The 19,895-nt window shown below is 70.6% G+C and carries 17 protein-coding genes; 7 read left to right on the top strand and 10 right to left on the bottom strand.

Annotated elements, in window-relative coordinates; all coding sequences use genetic code 11:
• Positions 1-77: 77 nt before the first annotated feature.
• Entirely contained in the window at positions 78-497 is a 420-nt protein-coding gene (locus ACIQF0_RS41410) for a DUF6542 domain-containing protein (protein ID WP_401039386.1), read from the bottom strand.
• Positions 498-531: 34 nt separating this feature from the next.
• Between ACIQF0_RS41410 and ACIQF0_RS41405 the strand changes: the two genes are divergently transcribed.
• Positions 532-1,599 (top strand): LCP family protein, encoded by a 1,068-nt coding sequence (locus tag ACIQF0_RS41405; RefSeq protein ID WP_360042068.1) that lies wholly within the window; start codon positions 532-534, stop codon positions 1,597-1,599.
• Between the two features lie 9 nt (positions 1,600-1,608).
• Here the strand turns inward: ACIQF0_RS41405 and ACIQF0_RS41400 are convergent, their stop codons facing one another.
• Positions 1,609-3,840 carry an ATP-binding protein gene (locus tag ACIQF0_RS41400; protein ID WP_401039383.1) on the bottom strand — a complete coding sequence of 744 codons (2,232 nt, stop codon included), beginning with the start codon at positions 3,838-3,840 and terminating at the stop codon, positions 1,609-1,611.
• A gap of 187 nt (positions 3,841-4,027) precedes the next feature.
• Between ACIQF0_RS41400 and ACIQF0_RS41395 the strand changes: the two genes are divergently transcribed.
• Positions 4,028-4,804, top strand: coding sequence for an STAS domain-containing protein (locus tag ACIQF0_RS41395; RefSeq protein WP_401039380.1), 777 nt, complete (start codon positions 4,028-4,030; stop codon positions 4,802-4,804).
• Between the two features lie 15 nt (positions 4,805-4,819).
• On the opposite strand, the gene ACIQF0_RS41390 is transcribed toward ACIQF0_RS41395, so the two are convergent.
• Positions 4,820-5,074 (bottom strand): hypothetical protein, encoded by a 255-nt coding sequence (locus ACIQF0_RS41390; protein WP_401039377.1) that lies wholly within the window; start codon positions 5,072-5,074, stop codon positions 4,820-4,822.
• Positions 5,075-5,230: 156 nt separating this feature from the next.
• On the opposite strand from ACIQF0_RS41390, the gene ACIQF0_RS41385 reads away from it, so the two are divergent.
• The 4 genes from ACIQF0_RS41385 to ACIQF0_RS41370 all read left to right on the top strand — a co-directional run bounded on the left by ACIQF0_RS41385 (position 5,231) and on the right by ACIQF0_RS41370 (position 8,676).
• Positions 5,231-6,103, top strand: a complete 873-nt coding sequence (locus ACIQF0_RS41385; protein WP_401039374.1) for a hypothetical protein — start codon at positions 5,231-5,233, stop codon at positions 6,101-6,103.
• A 78-nt stretch (positions 6,104-6,181) separates the two neighbouring features.
• Positions 6,182-6,544, top strand: a complete 363-nt coding sequence (locus ACIQF0_RS41380; protein ID WP_319978567.1) for a hypothetical protein — start codon at positions 6,182-6,184, stop codon at positions 6,542-6,544.
• A 132-nt stretch (positions 6,545-6,676) separates the two neighbouring features.
• Positions 6,677-7,348, top strand: coding sequence for a response regulator transcription factor (locus ACIQF0_RS41375; RefSeq protein WP_401039371.1), 672 nt, complete (start codon positions 6,677-6,679; stop codon positions 7,346-7,348).
• Positions 7,345-8,676 carry a histidine kinase dimerization/phospho-acceptor domain-containing protein gene (locus ACIQF0_RS41370; protein ID WP_401039368.1) on the top strand — a complete coding sequence of 444 codons (1,332 nt, stop codon included), beginning with the start codon at positions 7,345-7,347 and terminating at the stop codon, positions 8,674-8,676. Before ACIQF0_RS41375 ends, ACIQF0_RS41370 begins: the two co-directional genes overlap by 4 nt.
• Here ACIQF0_RS41370 and ACIQF0_RS41365 read toward each other — a convergent pair.
• Genes ACIQF0_RS41365 through ACIQF0_RS41355 form a run of 3 tightly spaced genes read right to left on the bottom strand, consistent with a single transcriptional unit; the run spans position 8,632 to position 11,282 of the window.
• Complete coding sequence (locus ACIQF0_RS41365) at positions 8,632-9,252, bottom strand: hypothetical protein (protein ID WP_401039366.1); 621 nt, start codon at positions 9,250-9,252, stop codon at positions 8,632-8,634. The genes ACIQF0_RS41370 and ACIQF0_RS41365 overlap by 45 nt on opposite strands.
• Before the next feature lie 16 nt (positions 9,253-9,268).
• Positions 9,269-10,138 (bottom strand): exodeoxyribonuclease III, encoded by an 870-nt coding sequence (locus tag ACIQF0_RS41360; protein WP_360042042.1) that lies wholly within the window; start codon positions 10,136-10,138, stop codon positions 9,269-9,271.
• A 31-nt stretch (positions 10,139-10,169) separates the two neighbouring features.
• Positions 10,170-11,282: an MFS transporter gene (locus tag ACIQF0_RS41355; protein ID WP_401039663.1), complete on the bottom strand. Its 1,113-nt coding sequence runs from the start codon at positions 11,280-11,282 to the stop codon at positions 10,170-10,172.
• A gap of 75 nt (positions 11,283-11,357) precedes the next feature.
• Between ACIQF0_RS41355 and ACIQF0_RS41350 the strand changes: the two genes are divergently transcribed.
• Positions 11,358-12,089 (top strand): AraC family transcriptional regulator, encoded by a 732-nt coding sequence (locus ACIQF0_RS41350; protein ID WP_401039364.1) that lies wholly within the window; start codon positions 11,358-11,360, stop codon positions 12,087-12,089.
• Here the strand turns inward: ACIQF0_RS41350 and ACIQF0_RS41345 are convergent.
• The 4 genes from ACIQF0_RS41345 to ACIQF0_RS41330 are packed head-to-tail and all read right to left on the bottom strand — an operon-like array spanning position 12,086 to position 19,885.
• Complete coding sequence (locus ACIQF0_RS41345; protein WP_360042034.1) at positions 12,086-12,403, bottom strand: hypothetical protein; 318 nt, start codon at positions 12,401-12,403, stop codon at positions 12,086-12,088. The two genes, ACIQF0_RS41350 and ACIQF0_RS41345, sit on opposite strands and share 4 nt — an antisense overlap.
• Positions 12,403-12,993, bottom strand: a complete 591-nt coding sequence (locus ACIQF0_RS41340) for a VOC family protein (RefSeq protein ID WP_360042031.1) — start codon at positions 12,991-12,993, stop codon at positions 12,403-12,405. Before ACIQF0_RS41340 ends, ACIQF0_RS41345 begins: the two co-directional genes overlap by 1 nt.
• Complete coding sequence (locus tag ACIQF0_RS41335; RefSeq protein WP_401039361.1) at positions 12,975-14,633, bottom strand: (2,3-dihydroxybenzoyl)adenylate synthase; 1,659 nt, start codon at positions 14,631-14,633, stop codon at positions 12,975-12,977. The genes ACIQF0_RS41340 and ACIQF0_RS41335 overlap by 19 nt, the downstream gene beginning before the upstream one ends.
• Positions 14,630-19,885, bottom strand: a complete 5,256-nt coding sequence (locus ACIQF0_RS41330) for a type I polyketide synthase (RefSeq protein WP_401039359.1) — start codon at positions 19,883-19,885, stop codon at positions 14,630-14,632. The genes ACIQF0_RS41335 and ACIQF0_RS41330 overlap by 4 nt, the downstream gene beginning before the upstream one ends.
• Between the last annotated feature and the right edge of the window lie 10 nt (positions 19,886-19,895).

Below are 19,895 nucleotides of genomic sequence, written 5' to 3'. Positions count from 1 at the left end.
TCCCAGCAGCGTGCCACCCACCACGGCGGCGAACAGGATCAGTCCACTCGCGACGGACCAGCTGATCAGCCTCGCCGCTACCCGTCTACCGCCGCTTCTGTCGACGAAGACCTGCATTTCCTTCTTCCCCCAATGAAAACGCGGACGACCGTGACCAGCAGTGCCGCGCCGACCGCCGCCGCCATCCACGGAAACCCGTTCACCAGCCACGGGATCGCGTCTGCGGCGAACTCCTTGCTGCTCCCCCACGACGGCAGCCTCTTCGACTGCCGCTCCCAGGCCGCGTTGCCCACCGCGACGACGACGAAAACGAGAGGTGGCGCCGGTGCCACCGTCCACAACCCGATGCGACGAACGAGTGCCGAGGCCACGACCGTGCCGCCCACCAGCCACACGCCGAAGGCCCAGCCGATGTCGCCCCCGTCCACCCAGACCCCCGTCTGCGTGAACACCGCCAGCATCGCGAGCGCGGCGAGACTGGGCAGTTGAACCCCCATGAACACCTAGAATAGTTCAGGGGGTGTCGTGTTCATGCAATCAGGTGGTGGCTATCACCGCACGGTCTTTCTCGTCCTGACGCGCACCGCCTGGCTGGGCCTGAGCGCGGTCCTGCTCGCCGCCTCGGCGTTCGCCTGGTCCACTGTGTCCACCATCTCGACCGGCGTCGAGCGGTCCTACGCGATCCCGGACGACGCGCCCCGCTCGGAGTCCGGCCGCAACATCCTGATCATGGGCCTGACCACGAGGCTGGACCTGCACGGCGAACCGCTGCCCGACGACGTGCTGCGGCGCATGCAGGCGGGCGAGAGCGACCGCGGCGGCTACAACGCGAACACGCTGATCCTGTTGCACATCCCCGCTTCCGGGCCCGCGGTGGCGATGTCCGTGCCGCGTGACAACCTCGTGCCGCTGACCTCGGGCGGCGAGGGCAAGATCAAGGAGGCCTACGGCCGGGCCAAGATCGTCGAGGAGGACCGGCTGCGCGAGGCCGGCACGCACGACAAGCGCGAGCTGGAACGCGCCGGGCGTGAGGCGGGACGCAGGGCCCAGGTGCAGACGGTGTCGGCGTTCCTGAACCAGCCGATCGACCACCTGGTGGAGATCTCGTTGATCGGGTTCTTCCACGTCGCCGAGGGGCTCGGCGGCGTGGACGTGTGCCTGCGCAACGCGGCGAAGGACCCGTTGTCCGGCGCGGACTTCCCGGCCGGGCCGCAGCACCTCGACGCGGGCCAGGCGCTGTCGTTCGTGCGGCAGCGGCACGGTCTGCCGAACGGAGATCTGGACCGCACGCGGCGGCAGCAGGCGTTCCTGTCGGCCGTGGCGAAGAGGCTCAAGGGCGCCGACGTCACCGCCGTGCAGGCGATGATCGACATGGCGAAGCAGGACGTCGTGCTGGACGCGCGGTTCGACCTGATCGAGTTCGCCAGGAACATCCCGTCCGAGGTGCGGTTCGACACGCTGCCGATCGAGGGCGGCGCGCACCTGGGCGGGCTCGACGTGAACAGGGTGGACCAGGCCAAGGTGCGGGCGAAGGTGACCGAACTGGCCACCGCGCCGCCTCCCCCGCCGCCCAACGACGGCATCCCGTGCATCGACTAGCTGCGTCGACTAGCTGCGTCGTTCGGTGACCCAGGTGGCGATCTGCGCGCGTGAGGTGAAGCCGAGCTTCTGCAGGATCCGCTCGACGTGCCCCTCCGCGGTCCGGCGCGCGATCACCAGGCTGGCCGCGATCTCCTTGTTCGAACTGCCACCGGCGATGAGGTCGGCGACCTGCTGCTCGCGGCGGGTCAGCGGGGTCAGGGCCACGACGGGTGCCGGATCCTCGGCCTGTTCCTCACCGATGGCGAACGCGATGGCGTCCTCCAGCTGGAGGTCCATGCCCTTGCGGAACATCTCCCGGAACTCGTGCTCGCCGAGCGCGGAGACCGTCGCCGACTCGCACTCGCCGTGCGGGGCGCCGAAGTAGCGCGACCCGAACATGGGATAGCCCACCGACTGCCAGATCTCGTTGGTGGCGCCCAGCAGCGTGGCCGCACGCACCGCGTCGCCCTGCGAGGCGGAGATCCAGGCCAGCACCTCTATCGCGAGCACGATGCCCAGCAGGTCGTGGAACGAGCGCTTCATCCGCAGGCACTCCCGGCCGAGCCGGTCGGCGCGCACGAGGTCACCGCTGACCCACGCGCACAGGGCCAGCCCGTAGACCGCGTACCCCTGCGCCCACAGCTCGCCGTGTTCCTCGCCGACGGCCCTGGCCTCGACGCAGAGCCGTTCCGCGGCGGCGAAGTCGTGCTGGAACGTCGCGGAGATAGCGAGTTCGACGCCGGCGAGCATGGTGTGGCTGTTGACCGTGCCCTGGCCCTGGTAGAGGCGCATGGCCTCCTCGAACAGGCTGTCCGCGAGGTGCAGGTCGTCGCCGACGAGGTGCGTGCAGCCGAGGCGGTGGGTCGCGTAGGCGAGCGCGGGACCGTCGCCCGACGCGGCGGCGTACTCGCGGCACTCGTCGAGCATCCGCGTCGACGCGGGCAGGTCTCCCTGCAACGTCGACACATAACCGTTGACCCACAACGCCTTGGCCCGCAACGGACCCGGCTTCGCGTTCGCCACGGCGCGGTCGAGCCAGTGCCGGCCCTCGCCGAGCATGCCGCAGCCCGCCCAGTAGAACCACAGCGTGCTGGCCAGGTGCACGCAGTGGTCGGTGTCGTGGTCGAAGCAGAAGTCCAGGGCGGACCGCAGGTTCGGGTGTTCCAGGCGTGTCAGCGAGAAGATCTGCGGCTGGGCGGGGCCGAACCACTCCTTCTCGCGCCGCTCGGCCCACTCGATGAAGTGGTCGCGGTGCCGTTCGCGCAGCACCTGCTCGCGGCCGGCGTCGCGCAGCTTCTCCAGGCCGTACTGGCGCAACGGCTCCAGCAGCCGGAACCGGGTGCCGGACGGGTGCTGCTCCGACACCACGACCGACTTGTCGACCAGGCCCATCAGCGAGTGCATGACCTGCTCTGGCGCGACGCCGTCACCGGAGCAGACCCGTTCCGCCGCCTCCAGGTCGAACGTGCCGGCGAACACCGACGCCCGCGCCCACAGGATCTGCTCGGCCCGCGTGCACAGGTGGAAGCTCCAGTCGACGGCGGCGTGCAGCGTCTGGTGGCGCGGATCGCCGCCGCGTTTGCCGTCCGCGAGCACCCGGAACGTGTTGTCCAATCTGGACGACAGGTGGTCGAGGCTGAGCACGCGCAGGCGCACCGCGGCCAGTTCGATGGCCAATGGGATTCCACCGAGCAGGGCGCAGATCTGGCTGACCTTGGCGTGGTTGCGCGCGGTGAGGGCGAATCCGGGTTCGACGGCGGCGGCCCGTTCCGCGAACAGCGCCAGCGCCGGGTCCTGCGGCAGCGGCGCGACCTGCCAGAGGTGCTCGCCGTCGATGCCGAGGCGTTCCCTGCTGGTGACGAGCACGCGCAGACTCGGGACACCGCGCAGCAACGCGTCCACGAGGCGTGCGGTGGCCCCGACGACGTGCTCGCAGTTGTCCAGGACGATCAGCGTCTGCCGGTCGCGCAGGTGTTCCATCAGGACCGTGCGGTGCATGCGGACCGTGTCGTTGCGAACGCCCAATTGTTCCAGAACCGTGTGCACGACCAGTTCCGGATCGGTGACGCCACCCAGTTCGACGAACCACACCCCGTCGCGGAACGCCCTGCTCGTCTCGGCGGCAGCACGCAACGCCAGCCGCGTCTTGCCGACGCCACCAACACCCGTAAGAGTGACGAGGCGCGACTCGGACAGCAGCCTTCGCACCTCGGCGACGTCGTGCTTGCGGCCGACGAAAGTAGTTGTGTCAGCAGGCAAATTGCCTCTGCGACCTGGGGAAAGCGAACCGCCCACAGCCCGCACCCTAGGTCGGTGCGATCGCCCGCTGCAACGCGGTCCCCCGGAGGCACCAACGTGGAAACACGGGTAGTTACACCCTAGGGCCCATGTGGTGACCCCATCAGTCTTGAAGGCTTGGGGACGGGCCTGCGGGAGGGACGGGATCATGGCCGGTGACAGCCTCGGGGTGGACGTCCGGGAGCAGAACGGCGTGCTCGTCGTCCGGCTCAGCGGGCGACTCGACTGGACGACGTACATGCGCGCGCAGGACGTGCTGCTCGACTGCGCGACCAAGGAGCTCGTCGGCGTGGTGGTGGAGCTGGACGATCTCGTCGCCGAGTCGCCCGCGCTGCTCGTGCTGTTCGACGTCGTGTGGCTGTCCGCGGCCCGCTGGCCGGGCATCTCGCTGAGCCTCGTCGTCAGTGATCACCAGCTGCGGTCGACGCTGGAGTCACGTGGTCTTCCCCGGCACATCCCGATGTACTCGACGACGCCGGAAGCGCTGGCCGCGGTGGTGCGGCTCCGGCACGAGGACCGGGTGGACGCGCAACTGCCGACGTGCCGATGCCTGCCGCACGTGGCCGAGCGGATCACCGAACGCGCCTGCGAACGGTGGGGCGTCCAGTCGTTGCTCGACGTGGCGCCGCAGGTGGCCGTGGAGCTCGTGTCGCACATCGAGGACGACAGCCCCCTCGCGCTGCTGCTGCGCATGCGCGGCGACAAGATGTCCGTTGCCGTGCGCACGACCGCACGCTTCGACCTCAAGCAGTGGCACGTCATGCGGCACAACGTCGCGTCCATTGCCGTCTGCAACTTCACCATGGGCGAGACGCCGGCCGGTGGCGGCCGGCACATCATCTGGGCGTTGCTCGACGTGCCGGAGGACAGCCAGCGGCCTCCGAGCCATCTCCCGGAGGCCGCCGTCTTCACCCACCAGGTTTAGTTCTTCCGGGTCGTTCTACCGTGCGTGCGTGACGGCGTTCATCGCGGCGATGCTCGTCAGGTAAGCCCTGACGAACTGCCCGTTCGCCGCGGTGTCCGGCGGTGAGTCCACGCACTGGTGCAACCAGCAGCGATGCCAGGCGCACGTCACTCGGGCTTCAGGGTCGAGGCCGAGCTCCTCAGCCAGGTCTTCGGCCTTCAGCACCGCCGTCAGCGTCGTGTCCACGACTTCGCCGGAGGTCACCAGCCGCAGGTGCGCGCGTCGCCTCATATGCACAGAATGCGCTCGCCAACCAGAGCACGTATACCCGGATTTATACCTGCTCAATCACTTCTTCCGCCGGATTCCACTCGACGCGGCCCCTCTTCTCAGCGGGTCGCGCGGGCCCTACGCTCGGATTCCAACGGCCGCGCAGAGGTGCACTCCATGGCGGATCCCGCTTTCTTCCCTCCTCCGCACTCCAGCCGCATCGGCACGAGCGATGTGGAGCAGCTGGAGGCGCAGACCCGTTCGTTGCGTTCGGTCGACTACCAGTACGGCGGAGGGGCGTGCCGCGACGCGGTCGTCGTGCGGATCTATTGGGCGCAACAGCTTCTGGACGCCGAAGCCTCGGACATCGTGCGGGCGCGCCTGCTGTCCGCCGTCGCGGATCTGCACAACCTGGCCGGGTGGACGTCGTTCGACTGCGGTCAGGTCGGGGCCGCTTACCACCATTTCGACCGTGCGCTGGATTTGGCGCGGCACGACGAAGACCTGACGACCAACATCGTTTACCGGCGAGGGCGCGTCCATCTGCATCACGGCGCACCGGGTGATGCGCTGGCTTACTTCCAGCGGGGCGCTTTCGCACCATTGGCGTCGAGCATCATGTATTTGAACGAGGCGTGGGCGTACGCGCGCCAAAGCCGTTCCGCCGAGGCGTTGCGCGCACTGGGCAGGGCACACGACTCGTTCGCGTCCGCGGACATGGCGCGCACGCCGGACTGGGCGCGGTTCCACGACGAGACCGACCTGACCGCGATGACCGGCACGATCCACGCCGAGCTCGGTGACACCCGGCTGGCGATTCCGGCGCTGACGTCGGCGATCGAGGGGTTCGGGCCGGCGATGGCGCGCAGCGGCACGTTCTGCCTGACCGCGCTGGCCGCCTGCCACTTCCTCGACGGCGACCTCGACGAGGGGCAGGCCGTGGGGCTGCGGGCGGTGAGCGCGGCGGAGGAGCTTCGGTCGGAACGGGTGTGGGACCGGTTGCGGCCGATGGCGCAGGCGGCGGCAGCGCGTGGCATCTCCCTGCGCTGACGATGCCGAGGTGATCTTTGCAGAACCCGAACATTCGGCGGACCGTGCTCTGATCGTGAGCGGTCATCGTTCTGTGCCATGAACATTTCGCGAATCGGTGGGCTCGTGCTGGGGATGCTGCTGCTGGGCGCGGGCACCGCGTCGGCGCAGGAGCCGATCACGATCAGCCCCGAGAAGGTGCAGCAGATCTGCTCGAACCGCGTGCCCCGGGTCGAGGCCAAGGTCAAGGCGCTGACCGACAAGATCAACGGCAGTCCGGAGACCCTGGGCTCGAAGAAGTGGATCGAGCAGAAGGCCGCCGACGCCCGCAAGGCCGGCAACACGGCCCGCGCGGACGTCCTCGACGCGCGGCTGAAGCTGCGGGACGCGCAGCTCGTGAAGTTGGCGAAGGCCGGCGAGCGCGTGGCCAAGTTCAAGTCCGAGCACTGCGGGTCCAAGTGAGGTGGGTCGCGGCTCTGGTTCTGCTGGTGTCCCTGACGGCGTGCCGGGGTGAGGCTCCGGTGTCGGACCTCGATGATGTGGAATCAACGCTGAACAGCATCGAGTCGGACATCAACCAGCCGGGGTGAACGCGTGGAACGTGGCCTGGTGCTCGTCGTGGAGGACGAACCGGCGATCGCCGAACTCGTCGCGCTGTACCTGAGGCGCGACGGCTTCGGCGTGCACCTGGAGTCCTCGGGGGACGCGGCACTGGCCGCGGTCCGGTCGCTGTCGCCCGTGGCGGTGGTCCTGGACGTCGGCCTGCCCGTGCTGAACGGCATCGAGGTCTGCCGCGCCATGCGCGCCGCCGGCGACTGGACGCCCGTGCTGTTCGTGACGGCCCGCGACGACGAGGTGGACCGCCTGCTCGGGTTGGAACTGGGCGCCGACGACTACATCACCAAGCCCTTCAGCCCACGCGAACTGGCACTGCGCGTGCGCACGGTCCTGCGCCGCTCGTCCGGCCCCGTGTCGGACGTTCTGCAGGTGGGTTCGGTACGGCTCGATGTCGGCGAACGGCGAGCGTTCGCCGGCGCGGACGAGGTGTCGTTGACGTCGACGGAGTTCGGGCTGCTTTCGTACCTGATGAAGAATCCACGTCAGGTGTTCTCGCGCGAGCAACTACTTTCCGCCGTGTGGGGCTACTCCTCCGTGGCCGGTACACGAACCGTCGACGTCCACATAGCCCAGCTCCGAGCCAAGTTCGGCGCGTTGAGTCCAATTCGGACAGTGCGCGGCGTCGGCTACTCGGCGGACGCGTCGTGAACCTCGCCGGCCGAATCGCGTTGCTGTGCCTGGGAGTCGCGTTCGTGGCCGTCGTCGTCGCCGGCTTCGTGTCACTGCGCCTGGTGCTCTCGACCTCACAACAGGTGAGCCGCGAGTTCCTGCGTTCCCAGGCAGACGTCGTGGCGAGTCAGATCTCGAACAACCGCGTGGAACAGATCCTGGAGGGCCAGGACATCGCGATCGTCCGGATCACCGCCTCCGGCGACGTCACCGGCGACGACCGCGCCGCGGTCCGCGCGGTCCGTGCCATCGAGTACCGCGGGGTGCTGTCGGGTTCTCCTGTGTCCGGGGTGAGCGGCCGTCTGAACGTGGAAGCCCGTCCGTCGGGGGCGGGCGGCTTCGCCCTGGTCCAGGAGACCGAGACCACCGGCACCTACCGCAAGCTGGTCCGCAACATCCTCGGCGCCCTGGGCATAGGCCTGGCCGTCGCCTGCGTCGCGGGCCTGGCCCTGGGCACGTTCCTGGCCCGCCCGCTACGCCGAGTCGCCTCCGTGGCCCACGCCATGAGCGCGGGCCGCCGAGACCTCAGAGTCCCGGTCGCCGGCACCCACGAACTGGCCGAGGTGAGCACGGCCGTGAACTCCCTCGCAGACGCGTTGCAACGCAGCGAATCCCGCCAACGCGACTTCCTGCTGTCCGTCTCCCACGAACTACGCACCCCTCTCACCGCCGTGACGGGCTTCGCGGAATCCCTGGCAGACGGCGTCGTCTCCGGCGCACAGGTAGCCCCCGTGGGCACCGTGATCCTGGAGGAGTCCCGCCGCCTCGACCGCCTGGTCACCGACCTGCTCGACCTCGCCCGCCTGGGCGCCGACGACTTCCGCCTGGACATGGCCACCGTGTCCCTGGAACCGGTCGTCCGCACGGCAGCCGAGGTGTGGCACGCCCGTTGCCACGCCCGAGGCGTGAACTTCTCTCTTGAGGTGTCCGCCTCGCCGGTCGTGCAGGCCGACGCACGGCGCCTACGCCAGGTCATCGACGGCCTGATGGAGAACGCCCTGCGCGTCACGCCTGCCGGTCGCCCCGTCGTGCTCGCGCTGTCGTCCGTGCTGGAGGTGCGGGACGGCGGCCCCGGGCTGGCCGCCGAGGACTACGCGGTGGCGTTCGATCGCGGGGTGCTGCACGCGCGGTACCAGGACTCCCGGCCCGTCGGGACCGGGGTGGGGCTCGCGCTGGTGCACGGGCTGGTGACGCGGATGGGTGGGACGATCACGGCCGGGCCTGCCGCAGAGGGCGGGGCCGCCTTCACCGTGACGCTGCGGTCAGGACCTCAGCATCCGGGACGGGAACACGACGCGGGCGGCTGACGGCAGGTCCGCGCCGTCCGGCGATGCTCCCGCGACGTCCCACACCTCTTGCAGGGCAACGAACAGCTCGTCGATCTGCGGTCCGGTGCGGGCGCCCAGCGAGTTGCTGCGCTCCCAGGCGACCTCACGCCAGCCGCCTTTCGGCACTCGGCGTGCCGAGTTGGCCAGCGGCCGCAACGAGGCCTGCAACCGGTGCTCAAGCCCCTCGCCGACCGCCTTGACGCCGAACCGGTCGATCGCCGCGGCGGCGTGCGGGAGTTGCGACCACGCCACCACCGCGACGCGGTGCCAGATCTCGGGCGGGAACGTGTTCGCCAGGTGGTGGCTTTCGCCGATCGCGAGGTCCTTCAGCCTGCGTCCGGCCTCCAGCGTCTGCCCGACGTACAGCAGTCCCCACTGCAGCCACACCCCGTAGACGGCCGGTCCCGTCAGACCGCCGGCCAGCGCGCTCCCGAGCTGATGCGCGAACGTGTAGCGGTGCTCACGCCAGGCGCGTGCCGTGTCCTCGGTCGCGGCGACGTCACGCATCGCGTGCCACCAGCGGTCGAACGGGACGTCGGGTACTCCGGGGACCATCTGATCAATCTAGCGATCACTTCGCCTGCGGCAGCTTGACCTTCTTCTTCGAGCCCGGCGACGACGGCGGCGGCACCACGGGCCCGATGTCCCCGTCCGGGGCCTCGTCCAGGTCCACGATCACCGGCGCGTGGTCGCTCGGCCCGGTCCCCTTGCGCGCGTGCCGGTCGATCCAGGCGGCTTTGGCCCGCGGCGCGACCGAGCTGGACGCGAGGATCAGGTCGATCCGCATGCCGAGGTCGCGGTGGAACATGCCGGCCCGGTAGTCCCAGTAGCTGAAGATGCGCTCGTTCGGCCACCGGTCGCGCACGACGTCGTGGAACCCCAACGCTTCGATGGCCTGCAAGGCTGCGCGTTCGGGTTCGGTGACGTGGGTCTGGCCGATGTAGGCCTCGGGGTCGAACAGGTCGGCGTCGGCCGGCGCGATGTTGATGTCGCCGCACACCAGCGCGTCCGCGGGTCCGGCTTCCAGCACGTCGCGGAGTGCGGCGAGCCATTCGAGCTTGTACTTGTAGTGGTCTGATTCGGGCTCACGGCCGTTCGGCACGTACAGCGAGTGGACGCGCACGCCGCCGCACGTCGCGGCTACGGCGCGGGCCTCGACGTGTGGGAAACCCGGTGCGCCGGCTACGCCTACCGCTACGTCTTCCAGACCCACGCGGGAGAGCAGGGCCACGCCGTTCCACTGGGTTTCGCCGAACAGCGCCACCTCGTAGCCGCGTTCCTTCAGGGCGTCGCCGAGCAGCGCGGTGAAGGCGTCGTCGGCCAGCTTCGTCTCCTGCAGGCACACGACGTCCGGCTGTCGCTGGTCGAGCCACGGCAGCAGGCGGGGCACGCGTTGCTTGACGGAGTTCACGTTCCAGGTCGCCACTCGCACGCGCTCCACGGTAGTCACAGCGGCTAGAGCGCGCATGGAGCTACACGCGCACAGGTGATCGCAAGCCGCGTGCCGCCACCCACGCGACGATGGGCAGCACTACGAGAGACAACAGTCCCCACTGGAGGTTCCAAGCGCTCGCGACCGCACCGACCACCGGCGATCCCAAGCCACCGACGCTGACGGCGAGACCCAGCGTGACGCCGCTGGCCGTGCCGAGCCGGTTGGGCAGGTAGTCCTGGCCGAGGGTGACGTGCAGCGAAAACGGCACGTACAACGCCACGGCCGTAAGCGCCACCATCACGAAAACAAGTGGACCGGGCACCAACGCGACACCAGCGACAGCAGGCACCGCGGCCGCATACGACACCTGCAGCACCCGGACACGCCCGTACCGCCCGGCCAGCACGCCGCCGAGCAACGTGCTCGCGGCACCGGCCCCGAACAGCACGACCAACGCCGCCGCACCGGCCGCCGGGCCACCACCGACCCGATCCGACACCCAGATCGCGAGGAACGTCCCGAGCCCGAACGTCACCATCGACCGCGCGACGATCACCGCGGTCAGCCGGCTGAACTGACCCCAGTCGTCCCGTCCGGCCGCAACAGGCACCGAAGCCGAAGCGCCGTGCACGCCTCGCAGCGCCGCGAACGTCAACACGCCTCCCACCAGCGCGGGAACGGCGAGCAACGGGCTCCACGCGAGGCCCCCGAACGCCAGCACCGGCGTGACGAGCACCGGTCCCAGCGCGAACCCGACGTTGCCGCCCACCGCGAACCAGCTCATGCCGACGTGACTGTCCTGCGCCACGCGACGCGCGAGCCGGGCGGCCTCCGGGTGATACGCGGCCACGCCGAGGCCGGACAACGCGATCGCGAGCCACGTGAGGACGTACGAGTCGCTCAGCCCGGACAACCCGATGCCCACACCCGCGAACGTCATGCCCACGGGAACCAGCCACGGCATGGGCCGCCGATCCGTCAGCACCCCGAACAACGGCTGCACGACCGACGACAGCAGCGTCGCGGCGACCGTGATGCCGGCCGCCGCGAGGTAGCTGTAACCGCGTTCCAGCACGAAGAACGGCACGACGGCCGGCACGGCGCCCTGGTAGAGGTCGTCCACCGCGTGACCGGCGACCAGGACCGACATCCGCCAGCGAGAGTTGTTCACGCACCGATCGTGGCCCCGTCCAGCACGTTCGCGATTCCGATATTCTGCCGATGTATGTCGAATTCTCGCCATCTGCCGGCGGCGCCGACCACGAGCCGCGACCTGGCGGCCGCCAGTGGTGTCAGCGCGCACTGGCATGACGAGCACCAGATCGTCTACGCGAGCCGCGGCGTCGTGGCCGTGCACACCGAGGCATCGAGATGGATCGCGCCCGCGCACCGTGCGTTGTGGATCCCGTCCGGCGTCGTGCACTCGCACCGCGCGTACGGCGTCACACGGCTGCACTTCCTCGGACTCACGCAGAACCCGTTGAAGCTCCACGAGCCGACCGCTCTCGCCGTCTCACCACTGCTCAGAGAACTGCTGATCACCTACACAGAGCTCACGGACCGAGAAACCCCTGCGGGCAAACGGATGCGCTCGGTACTGCTCGACCAACTCGCCACCACAGCCGAACAACCTGTGCGCGTGCCGACGGCCCACGACCCCCGGCTCGCGGCGGTCTGCGCGACGCTCGAGACCGACCCCTCGGACGCACGCGGTCTCGATGCGCTCGGACGGGAGGCCGGCGCGAGCAGCAGGACGCTGACCAGGCTGTTCCGCGACGAGATGGGCATGACCTTCCCCCAGTGGCGCACGCAGCTGCGGCTCTACCACGCCCTGCGCCTGCTGGCGGAAGGCCAGCCTGTCACCTCCGTGGCCCTGCGGTGCGGATTCGCCACCGCGAGCGCGTTCATCGACGTCTTCCGCCGCTCGCTCGGTCACACTCCCGGTTCGTACCGCTAACCCTGCCGGCGCAGCAGGCTCGATCCTCCGCCGTCCCACCGCATCCCGCGATCGCCGTGGCCGCTCTGCTCGGCGTCGGAGAGCCGCAACAGGTCGTGGTCGAAGTGGACGATGTGACCGACCAGCCCGCCGGTCAGCGCCGCGAACCAGATGGACGGCCGCACACCGGTCACCGCCCGTTCCAGCGTCACCTCGGCGCCGGTGCTCGTCGCCTCCAGGTAGTCCCCTGCCCTGCGCACGGTCATGCCGGCGTGCTCGACGGTGCGCACGATCGGCTCGAACTCCGGGGTGTCCAGGATGAAGATCGCGGGCATCAGCGGGTCACCGCCCCGTACCGTTCCGCGACCAGCGCGGCCTTGCGCTGCCACATGGCGTCCACCGTGGGGTTCGGCCCTGCCGCGACCTCTCGCAGGGCGCGGACGGTGATGTCGGCGTCACGGGCGTCGATGTCGCCGAACGGGCGCAACGGGTAGGCGATCTCCAGCTGGATGCCGTTGGGGTCGTCGAAGTAGATGGACTCCAGCAGTTCATGAGCCAGTGGCGGGGTCACCTTGACGCCGTGGGACTTGATCTGGTCCCGCCACGCCATCATCTCCTCTTTGGTGTCGACGTGGAACGCGATGTGCCGGGACAGGTGCATCAGGTCCGACGTGTGCAGGGAGTTCTCCTGCAGTCCGAAGTAGTAGAAGAACGCCAGGTAGTTCCCCTTGCCCAGACCGAAGAAGAAGTGCACGAAGTCCGGGAACTCCTCGGCGAGCCACCCCGTGCCGGTCACCGCGTGGGTGAGGGGCAGCGTCATCACCTCGCGGTAGAAGTCGACGGTCTCCCCCGGCTTCCAGGTGACGTGCGCGAGGTGGTCGACTCCCTTCAGTTCCGTGCCGAGGCTCAGCGAACTGGGGTCCATGATTCCTCCGTCTTGCTCGCGAATTGGGCTCGGACCGACTTGCGGTCCACCTTGCCGACCGGGGTGAGCGGCAGCCGGTCGAGGGACTCGACCTGTTCGGGAAGCTTGTAGTCGGCCACGCCGTGGGCGGTGAACTCGGCGCGGACCTCGGCCAGGCTGGGTGCCGCACCGCGGGGGACCACGACGAGGCAGACGCGCTCGCCGAACCTCGGGTCCGGTACCGGTACGGCGAGGGCGTCCGCGACGTCGAGCACGGCCCGTGCCACGGTCTCCACCTCCTCGGCGGACACCTTCTCGCCGCCGCGGTTGATCAGGTCCTTGCGCCTGCCCTCGACGACGAGGTTGCCGTCCTCGCGCAGCCGGACCAGATCTCCGGTGCGGTACCAGCCGTCCGGCGTGAACGCCCGCGCGTTGTGCTCGGCCGCGCGGAAGTAGCCGCGCGGTGTGTACGGGCCGCGCGTCAGCAGTTCGCCGATCTCACCGGCGGGCAGCGGCCGGTCCGACTCGTCGACGACGAGCACCTCGTCGCCGGGGCTGATCGGCCTGCCCTGGGTGTGCAGCAGCACCTCGTCCGAGTCGTCGAGCCGGGTGTAGTTGAGCAGGCCTTCCGCCATCCCGAACACCTGCTGCAGCCGCACCCCGAGCATCGCCGGGATCTCCTGTGCCAGCACCGGGTCCAGCACCGACCCGCCGACCTGGACCACGGCGAGACTCCCGAGGTCCGGACGCGTCTCGCGGGCCTTCTCGACCCAGCGCCGCGCGATCGCGGGCACCAACGAGGTGATCGTGATCCGTCGTCGCGCGATCGTCTGGAACGCGCGGACGGGCTCGGGCGAGGCCAGCAGCACGGCCTGGCCGCCGACCGCCAGCGCCCCGAGGATTCCCGGGCAGCCCAACGGGAAGTTGTGCGCCGCCGGCAACGTCACCAGGTACCTGGTCTCCGCGGAGAAGCCGCACACCTCCCCGCTGCGCCGCAGGTTGTACTCGTAGTCGTTGTGCGTGCGGCCGATCATCTTCGGCAGCCCGGTCGTGCCACCGGACAGCAGGAACAACGCGGCGTCGCCGGGATCCGGTGCGAGCGCGTCCAGCCGTCGCCGCCGTCCCTCACCGGTGCTGATGGAACGCAGCAACGCCGTCAGGTCGACGTGGCCCGGTAGCGCGAACTCGCCGACGACGCCCACCGCGCACCGCCAGGGCAGATCGGCGGCGATCCTGGCGGCGAGCGCCTCGTGGTCGAAGCCCCGCCACCTGTCCGGCACGACGATCATGCGCGCTTCGGCGTGCCGGGCCAGGTAACCCAGTTCGAGCTCGCGATGCGCGGGCAGCGCCAGCACCGGGGCGACCCCGGCCCGGAAGCACGCCAGCAGCAGCACGACGAACTCCCAGCGGTTCGGCAGCCCGACGACGATCCGGTCGCCCGGCCGCAAACCCAGGCCGGGCAACGCCTCGGCGAGCCCGTCGGCGAGCGAGGCCATTTCCAGGAAGGAGATCTCGACGTCGCCGTCCACCAGAGCCACGCGCTCGCCGTGCTCCTCGGCCCACTGCCACATCCACTCGCCGAGCGGGCGGTCGAGCCAGAAACCGGCCGTGCGGTAGGCCGCCGCGAGCTCCGGCGGCCAGTCCGGCAGGTCGGTGGTCATGCCACCACCACCGCCACCGGCATCTCCTGCTCCTCGGACTCCGTGAGCAGCCCACCGACGAAGTCCGCGATGCCGGCCACCGTCGGGTGCGTCCACAACAGCGTCGACGGCAGGCTGAGCTGGAGCAGCTTCTCCAGCCTGCGGCGGATGACCAGCGTCATCACCGAGTCCAGGCCCATCTCCGACAACGGACGCCGGACGTCGAGCTCGTCGGGGTCGAGCCTCACCTCACCGGCCACCTGCCTGCGCACCGCGGTCACCAGGTACTCGCGCAGCTCGTCGCCGGTGAGTCCCGCCCACTCCGTATCGGGCGCCGCCTCGCCCGCGGTCTCCTCGACGACCACCTCGTCCAGCAACGGGGGCCTGCTCATGCCGGGCTCCGGCGCGATCATCCGCAGCACCGCGAAGTGCGAACCGTCGTAGCGCTCGGCGAACTCCCAGGCGCGCAACGCCTCCGTCGCCGTGATGTCCGCCGTGCCCCGCGCGTTGAGCTCGATGTCGATCAGTTCGGAGGAGGTCGACATGCCCAGGCCGCGCCATGACGTCCACCCGAAGCTGACCGTGTCGTCCACGCCCGACGACCGCCGGTGCGCGGCGAAGGCGTCGAGGAACGCGTTGGCGGCGCCGTAGCTCGCCTGTCCCGGCAGGCCCAGCAGGTACCCGCACGAGGAGAAGAGCACCAGGAAGTCGAGGCTGCCGGGCGGGAACAGCTCGTGCAGCACCAGCGCGCCCTCGGTCTTCGGCCGCATGACCCGCTGCAGCGACGCCTCGTCGAGGTCGGCCAGCATCCTGTTGTCCAGCACACCGGCCGCGTGCACCACACCGCGGATCGGCGGCAGCCCGGACGTGGCGGCCGCGAGCGCCTCGGCCGCCTGGACGCGATCGGTCACGTCCAGCTCCGCCACGACCACCGTGACGCCCAACGCCTCGAGCGCCCGCACCGCGGCGATCTGCGCCGCCGTCGCGGGATCCGTGACGGCGTCCCACGTCTGCCGCGAAGGCAGGCCGCGCCGGCCCGCCAGCACGATGCGACGCGCGCCCCGTCCGGCGAGGAAGCGGGCGATCTCCAGGCCCAGCACGCCGAGCCCGCCGGTGACCAGGTAGGTGCCGTCCGGTCGACAGTCCACAGTGGACTTCTGTGGCGCGCGTTCGACCGGGACGAGCCGGGGACGGCTGGGCACGCCGTCGCGCAGGACGATCACGTCCTCCGCCGGCCTGCTCGCGAGCAGGCCGGGCAGGACAGCGGCGGATCCCGCGACGTCCGCCGGGTCGAGGTCGACCACGCCACCCCAGATGTCGGCGTGCTCACCACCGATGATCCGGCCGATGCCCCACAGCGAGGACTGCCCGAGCGACGCGGCGGCCGCGCTCTCCCGGACACCGGCGGTGATCGCCCAGATCAGCGGCTTGGTACCGCCCCAGCCGGCGACGGTGCTCGCCGCGTCCGCGACGAGCAGGCCCGACCGCACCGCGGCATCGGTGAGCGCCTCGCCTTCGCCCGCCTGCCGGGGAACCACGAGCACCGCGCCGTCCGGGCCGAGCCAGTCGCGCAACCGGTTCAGCTCGTCGAGGCCGTCGACCAGCCGGTGCGACGTGCCCGCCGCGGCCAGTCCCGCCATCACCGCGGTGGTGAGCTCGTGCCTGCCGCCGACCACCACGACGGTGCCGAGGTAACCGGGCTCGCCGGGGTCGAACGCGCGCCAGTCCAGTTCGTGCACCAACCGGCGCGGGCTCGCGGTGGCACCGGGATCGCCGTCCAGCCGGCCGTACCGCAGGTCGCCCATTTCCGCGACGACCTCGCCACCGAGATCCGCGACCTGGACGTCGACGGTGTCCTCGCTGGACGCCCGGACGCTCAGCAACACGCGCCCTGGTGACGTGCCGGACAACGCGACGCGTCCGATGGCGGCGGGCATGCGCAGGATCGGCTGGCCGCTGAACACCACGGACGCGATGGACAGCGCCGCGTCGAGCACCGACGCCCACGTGCCCGGTTCGTCCTCCCCCGCCGACACGACGGCGAACAGTTCGTCGTCGCCGCGCCGCAGCTCCTCGATCTGCCAGGGGAAACCCATGGCCGCGACACCGATCGACGCGAGCCGGTCGATGACGAAGTTCTCCGGCAACCGCTCGGCGCACCGCTGCCGGAGCAGGCCCGCGTCGAGCAGACCCGCGGGTGCCGACGGCGTCTGGTCCACGGACGACGTGGTGTGCGTCAGCCAGCCACCCTGGTCGCCGGCCTCCTCCTCGTCCACCAGCCGGGAGCCCAGCCGCAGCGCACGGTCCTGATAGGACAGTTGAAGCTCGCGCGGCGCCGCCACGGAGACCGGGACGCGCAGCGCGACGTCACGCAGGACCGGCCAGCCCGCCGCCGTCCGCGCACCGGAGTCGGCCGCGGCGGCGAGGAACGTGTTCAGCAGCACGGCGGCGGGAATGATCTCGACCTGCTGCACCGGGTGGTCACCGGGGTACGGCCGGCAGGTCTGGTCCAAATAGGACTGCCACAGGCGCATCGGCGTGGTGCCGGTGACCGTGGTCAGGCCGCCGAGCAACGTGTGAGTGTCGACGTCATGCCCGGCGACCCGCCGCGCGCCTGCCGATCCCTCGCGCCAGAACCTCTTGTGCTGCCAGACGGTTCCGGGCAGTTCGGCCAGCGGGCCGGTGCCCGGCGCGAGCGTCACGGACACGCCGTGGCAGTGCAGTGCGCCGAGGTTCGCGAGCAGGCTCGCCCGGTCCGTGCTCCGGCGGCGCAGGGTGGAGCCGACGACCGCGTCGTCCACCCCGGCGTCGGCGAGCACCTCGGAGATCGAGTGGGCCACCACCGGATGACTCGACACCTCCACGAAGATCCGGCGGCCGTCGTCGGCCGCGGCGCGCACCGCCTGGGCGAACCTCACCGGTTGACGCAGGTTGGCCGCCCAGTAGGCGCCGTCGCGCGGCACGGACGACCTCGGGTCGGCCATGGCCGTGCTGTAGATCGGCAGCTGGGCGTCCCTCGTGTGCAGGTCGGCGAACGCCGCCTCCAGTTCGGGCAGCAACGGGTCCATGTGCGAGGAGTGGAAGGCGACGTCCGACGCGACCCGCCGGACCACCAGGCCCTCTTCCTCCCAGCGCGCCGACACCTTGCCGACCGCGTCGGCGTCGCCCGCGACCACCGTCGAACTGGTGGCGGCGGCGATGGCGGCGACAACGATGTCGGCGCGTCCCTCCAGCCTGCTCTCCACCTCGTCGAACGGCAGGTTCACCATGGCCATCGCGCCCTTGCCCGCGACGCGGCGCAACAGCTTGGAGCGACGGCAGATCAGCCGGGCGCCGTCGAGCCGGTCCAACGCTCCCGCGGTCACCGCGGCCGCGATCTCGCCGACGGAGTGGCCGAGCACCGCGGCCGGTTCGACGCCGTGCTCACGCCACACGGCGACGAGGCCGAGCTGCATGGCGAAGATCATCGGCTGGATGACGTCGGTGGCGTCGAGCACGTCGCCGCGCAGGACCTCACGCGGGTCGAACCCGATCTCCTCGACGAAGACGGGGCTGATCTCGTCCAGCACCGCGCGGAACGCGGGTTCGTGGTCGAGCAGGTCCCTGCCCATCCCCACCCACTGGGACCCGTGTCCGGAGAACACCATGACGACGCCGTCGGCCACACCCGGCACCGGGCGGCCGGTCGCGACCCCCGCGGGTTCCTCACCGCCGGCGATCGCGCGCAGACCGGCCACCAGTTCCTCGTGCCCGTCCGCGACGACGGTGGCGCGGCGGTCGAGGTGGGCCCGGCGAAGGGCGAGCGTGTGCGCGACCGCGTCCAGAGCCGGGCGTGCGGTCTCGACGTGCGAGGCGAGCCTGTCCGCGGTCGCGCGCAGGCCGGCCTCGGTGGCGCCGGACAGGGCGAACACCCGCGGGCCACTGGCCTTCTCGCGCTCCCGCGGCGCCACGGGTGGCGCCTCTTCCAGGATGACGTGGGCGATTGTGCCGCCGTAGCCGTAACCCGAGACCCCGGCCAGCCGCGGCCGGTCGCGCAGCGGCCATTCCGTGCGCTCGGTGACGACCTTCAACCCGGCGGTGTCCCAGGGGATCTCCGGGTTCGGCTCGGAGAAGTTGAGGCTCGGCGGGATCTCGGCGTGCCGCAGGGCGAGCACCGCCTTGATCATCCCGGCGACGCCGGCGCCCGCCTCCAGGTGCCCGATGTTCGACTTCACCGAACCGATCAGGCACGGGTCCTCGTCGGCACGACCGGCGCCGAAGACCTCGGCCATCGCGCCGGCCTCGATCGGGTCGCCCATCCGCGTGCCGGTGCCGTGCGCCTCGACGTAGTCCACAGTGGACGGGTCGATGCCCGCGTTGTCGTAGGCCCGCCGCAGCAGGTAGGCCTGCGCCTCGCGGCTGGGCGCCATGATGCCGTTGGTCTTGCCGTCCTGGTGCACGGCGCTGCCCCGGACCACCGCGAGCACGCGGTCCCCGTCGCGTTCGGCGTCGGCGAGGAGCTTGAGCACGAGCACTCCGGCGCCCTCACCGCGGCCGTAGCCGTTGGCCGCCGCGGCGAAGGACTTGCACCTGCCGTCCGGCGAGATCGCGCCGGCCTCGTCGAGCACCACGGTGAGACCGGGCCCGGCCATGACGTTCACGCCACCGACGAGCGCCAGCGGGGTCTCGCCTCGTTCGAGGGCCTGGCACGCGAGGTGCATCGCGACCAGCGAGGCGGAACAGGCGGTGTCGACCGCGAAACTCGGGCCGCGCAGGTCCAGCGCGTAGGAGATCCGGTTGGCGACGGCGCACATCGACGCGCCGATGCCGGTCCACGCCTCGATCCGCGGCAGGTCCTCCAGCAGCCGGCGGCCGTAGTCGTCCGAGCCGACACCCACGAACACCCCGGCGTCACCACCGGCCAGTGTGGACGGTGAGATGCCCGCGTGTTCGAGCGCCTCCCAGGCGACCTCCAGCAGGATCCGCTGCTGCGGGTCCATCAGCTCGGCCTCACGCGGCAGCACACCGAAGAACTCGGCGTCGAACCCGGCGATGTCGTCGAGGAAACCGCCCCAGCGCGTCGTTCTGCGCAACGTCGCCGCGTTCGCCGCACTCGCCTCGGCGTACTCCGCCCACCGCTCCGCCGGCACCTCCGAGATCGCCTCACGACCGTCGGCGAGCATCCGCCAGAAGTCGTCGGGCGACGCGACACCACCGGCGAGCCGGCAGCTCATGCCCACGACGGCGATCGGAACCCTGTCCGCGTCTCGGGTCGACGCAGTGTCCTCAGCCATGGATCAAAGC

The sequence above is a fragment of the Lentzea sp. NPDC092896 genome, from assembly GCF_044754905.1.
In the GTDB taxonomy this organism is placed as follows: Bacteria; Actinomycetota; Actinomycetes; order Mycobacteriales; family Pseudonocardiaceae; genus Lentzea.
Note: the sequence above shows the minus strand (reverse complement) of the source record. Positions and strands in the feature narration are given on the sequence as shown.